This window comes from Paenibacillus aceti, from assembly GCF_003614185.1.
GTDB classification, from domain to species: domain Bacteria; phylum Bacillota; class Bacilli; order Paenibacillales; family Paenibacillaceae; genus Fontibacillus; species Fontibacillus aceti.
The window spans coordinates 1-3,699 of sequence record NZ_MDDO01000054.1; the positions used below are offsets into that span (position 1 = coordinate 1).

Annotated in this window: 3 protein-coding genes; all 3 read left to right on the forward strand. The window is 45.0% G+C overall.

Annotated features, from left to right (window positions below; translation table 11 throughout):
- The first annotated feature begins 129 nt into the window (after positions 1–129).
- Positions 130–1,323, forward strand: coding sequence for a transposase (locus tag BFJ94_RS25170; protein ID WP_016311143.1), 1,194 nt, complete (start codon positions 130–132; stop codon positions 1,321–1,323).
- Positions 1,324–1,601: 278 nt separating this feature from the next.
- Positions 1,602–3,035, forward strand: coding sequence for a glycan biosynthesis hexose transferase WsfD (gene wsfD / locus BFJ94_RS25175; protein ID WP_120460992.1), 1,434 nt, complete (start codon positions 1,602–1,604; stop codon positions 3,033–3,035).
- A 262-nt stretch (positions 3,036–3,297) separates the two neighbouring features.
- Positions 3,298–3,699, forward strand: a 402-nt coding sequence (locus tag BFJ94_RS25180; RefSeq protein WP_162944427.1) for a S8 family serine peptidase, incomplete at its 3' end; no start/stop codon positions are given.

Here is a 3,699-nt window from a genome sequence, read left to right on the forward strand (position 1 = left end):
TGAGCGTTTTGCAGTAATCTGAGGCCTTGAGCCGTAAGGATTTTCGGACATAAAAAAGGGACTTCACCCCAACTTGGAGAAGTTTTCAAGTGACCAAACCCAAAAACCTCAAGGATGGAGGAAGTCACTTTGTATATTCTCCAAGAATGTCTGTTTTCCTTCGAAGAACTTTTAAAAATTCAACCCAAGGAGAGATTGCCGATCTTCTTCAGTTCTCTCGATCTGAGACCGTATGCCAAGGAACTGAGAAGCCGTTCACCCCGAGGCGCTGAGGGATACTGCAGACAAGGTATTCTACGAGCACTCTTGGCTGCGCCGCTTGAAGGAATAAGTACCTTTTCAGGGTTGCATAAGCGTTTGGATACGGATCTCCGGTTTCGTTATCAGTGTGGTCTTCCGCTGGATCGAGAAGCTCCTTCCATATCCACATTAAGCCGAGTTTTCTCAGAACTGACGAGAAAGGACTTGGCAAAACGGCTTTTTGAGGATTTGGTCACACGCTGTCAGCAGGAAGGTATCATAGAAGGCAGTAACGTCGCCATAGACAGCGCCGCTCTCCGCGCTTACGAGAAAAAGCAGCCCAAACGCAAAAGCGAGCAAACGGGTAATGCGAACTGGGGCGCAAAAATTGATTCCTTCGGCAATAAAATCACATGGTTTGGTTACAAAATTCATCTGGCGGTCGATACGAAAAGTGAATTGCCGATCGCCTTGGAAGTAACGCCGGCGCATGTCAATGATGGAGAAATGGCGCCGGGCCTGATCGAGAAAACAGCGTCCAGGACGAGCACACGATTTTTCATACTCGATGCGGGCTACGACCAAATGAAAGTTTATGAGGCCGCCCGCAACGTCAAGGCACAAGCCATCATTCCCCTTAATCTGCGGGGGGAGAAGGAACCGCCTGCTGGCATGACCTCGAACGGAACACCGTGCTGTTCCATGGGTTATGCGATGACATACTGGGGAGTTGACGGCGATATGCATAAATTTCGCTGCCCGCATGCCACGGGTAAAGTCGACTGTCCGCTTGGCATGGCTGCCTGCTCGTCTTCAAACTATGGAATGGTCGTCAAAGTAAATGCGAAGGATGATCTCCGGCGATACAGCATCCCTCATCGGGATACAAAGCGTTGGAAGGAACTTTACAATGAACGAACCAGCGTAGAACGCTGCAACTCCCGATTGAAAACCTATTTGACGGCAGACGCCGCACATGTCCGGGGCATTCAGAAAGTCACAACTCACCAGTATTTGAATGCCATTGTTCTGCTTGCATCTGCGCTCGCCGTTTCTCATCATTCAAAACGGGCTGCCGCTTAAAAAACGAGCTGTTCTAAAATTCTGCAAGTCTGCCCTTTTCTTCACCCATATAATACCATTTTCGAAAATTACCCCTTAACGACAGTGAATATGCTATCGCTTCTTCTCTGAAACGGAATTATGCAAAACACTCAAATAAATAATTTTGAAGAAATCTTGAACCTGCAAAGCCAGTCGGCGGCATTGAAATATAAGAACGATAGACAAGAGATTAGCTACAGCGTAAACTTTTTAAGAGGCGTTGAAAAATCAAGGTATAAGGAAGGATATCGTTACCCATGAAAAAGTTTCTTTCCGTCGAATGGCTTGCCGTGCTGGCAGGTATATGTATCATCGGATATATTCTGTTCGCCAGGCCATTTATTGGAGTAGCGGACAATGGCGACTTTCTGCGAGTCATGGGAACCGCCGGACTGAATTACGGAGTTCCAGACGAGTCCTACGGCGACCGGTTTTTCGGATATGCACACCAATACTTTGCGTATAATCATTTTTTTCAGCTCTTATATATTTCAACACAAATTATTGTTGTCGCCGTTGCCCGCTTGATTGGGTATGCCGTTCATCCGTCATCCTTCGATATACGCGTGCTTGGGGCTCTATACTCATTGCTTCTGTTGGCGGCAACTTATATCATCGTTCGTCATAACAAATATAAATCGACCCTGGTGGGAGCCGTGCTGGCCGTTTGTCTACTGTTTATGTTCTATGATGTAGGCTACATCTCTTATTTCAATTCTCTGTATGGAGAACCCGTCTCGCTTGTATTCATGCTGCTGTCAGTAGGATTCGGCCTATGTCTCCTTCATCAGGAGAAACCCTCAAAGCTTGTGCTTTGGCTATTTTTTATTTCGGTATTCTTCCTGACCGGCTCCAAAATCCAAAATACGCCGGTCGGCATCTTGTTCGCGCTGCTCGGTCTGCGCTTTATGACGCTCCGTAACAACCTGAGCTGGCGCCGTCTAACGATCGGGCTGTCAGCTTCGATATGTCTCATTTCGGTTGTCTTGTATATTGCCGCTCCTAAAGAGCTGAAGAATATCAATCTATATCAGACCGTCTTCTACGGAATTTTGAACGATTCTCCCGATGTCAAGGAAGATCTGGAAGAGCTCGGTCTGCCCGGACATCTGTCCGTGCTGGCCGGCACGAACTATTTTCAGACCGATACGGCAATCAAGCAGGATGACCCCGCCATGAAGCTCGATTTCTATGACCGGATTTCACATACGGATATTTTATTGTTTTATTTCAAGCACCCGGCTAGACTCATAGACAAAATGGAATATGCTGCAAACAACAGCATGAACATCCGGCCTTATTACCTGGGCTCGTATTTGAAGCAGGAGAACCTGCCTTCAGGCACTCTCGCCTTCAGCTACAGCGGCTGGAGTCAATTCAAGAATACTCATATGCCAAGGTCGTTGCTCTCTATCACCCTTTTCTATGCAGCCTACTATGCTGTAGCGATATGGGAGTACATTCGCTGCCCGGACCGGAACAGCCGGATTCGGACGGAATTGATGATGCTGATTGGCTTGGCGGGGATCATCGGGTTCATGGTTCCTATCCTTGGCGATGGCCAGGCGGATATAGGCAAGCATCTGTTCCTGTTTAATGTGTGCTACGATATGATGATTGTTGTTTCGGTAGTATGGCTGTTATATCAACTGGTGAATCTTCGAATCTTCCGATCTTCTGCTGACCATTAAAACAGTTTCATCGATAAGAAAATAAGGGTAGTCCGCTGAAATGACTTCTGCGGGACTACCCTTTTATTATCTAATAAAGTGCATCTAGAGTATGTTTGGTTAAAGAGAACTCCTCAAACCGACTTATTCCAGATTACTTTAAATTTTCCTACTATGTAATCCTTATTGGATCACGTTTTATGCTATAATATGGAAACACCCTGGAATAGTAACTACAAAGTAATGTCCAACAAATAAATACACATATTTCTATGGAGATATCATGATAGTAGTAATTATTGATGATGGTGTTAGTACTCATACGACCAATAATTTAATATTCTCATTGCAAGTTGATGAGCATGAGATGATTAATAGTTTCACTGTATATACTGATGCTCTAAGTCACGGTAGTATTTGTGCAGCCATTATTCAAAAGTATGCTCCACATGCTTTGATAGGGAGCATAAAGATACTGGATAGTGAAACCAAGAGGGGAGACTGTACTAATCTTGAAAGGGCGATTTATTGGTGTATTGACCACGATATAAAAATCATCCACTTAAGTTTAGGTACTGTATCTGTTTATGATTATCCTTCTCTTTTAAAAGCAATCAATAATGCTTACGAGCATGGTATCATTATTATTTCTGCCTGTAAAAATGGGAGCCAGACCTCTTATCCG

What these genes read in the sequence shown, in the direction of transcription:
- wsfD (WP_120460992.1), top strand. Translation starts at nt 1,602, where the DNA reads ATGAAAAAGTTTCTTTCCGTCGAATGGCTTGCCGTGCTGGCAGGTATA.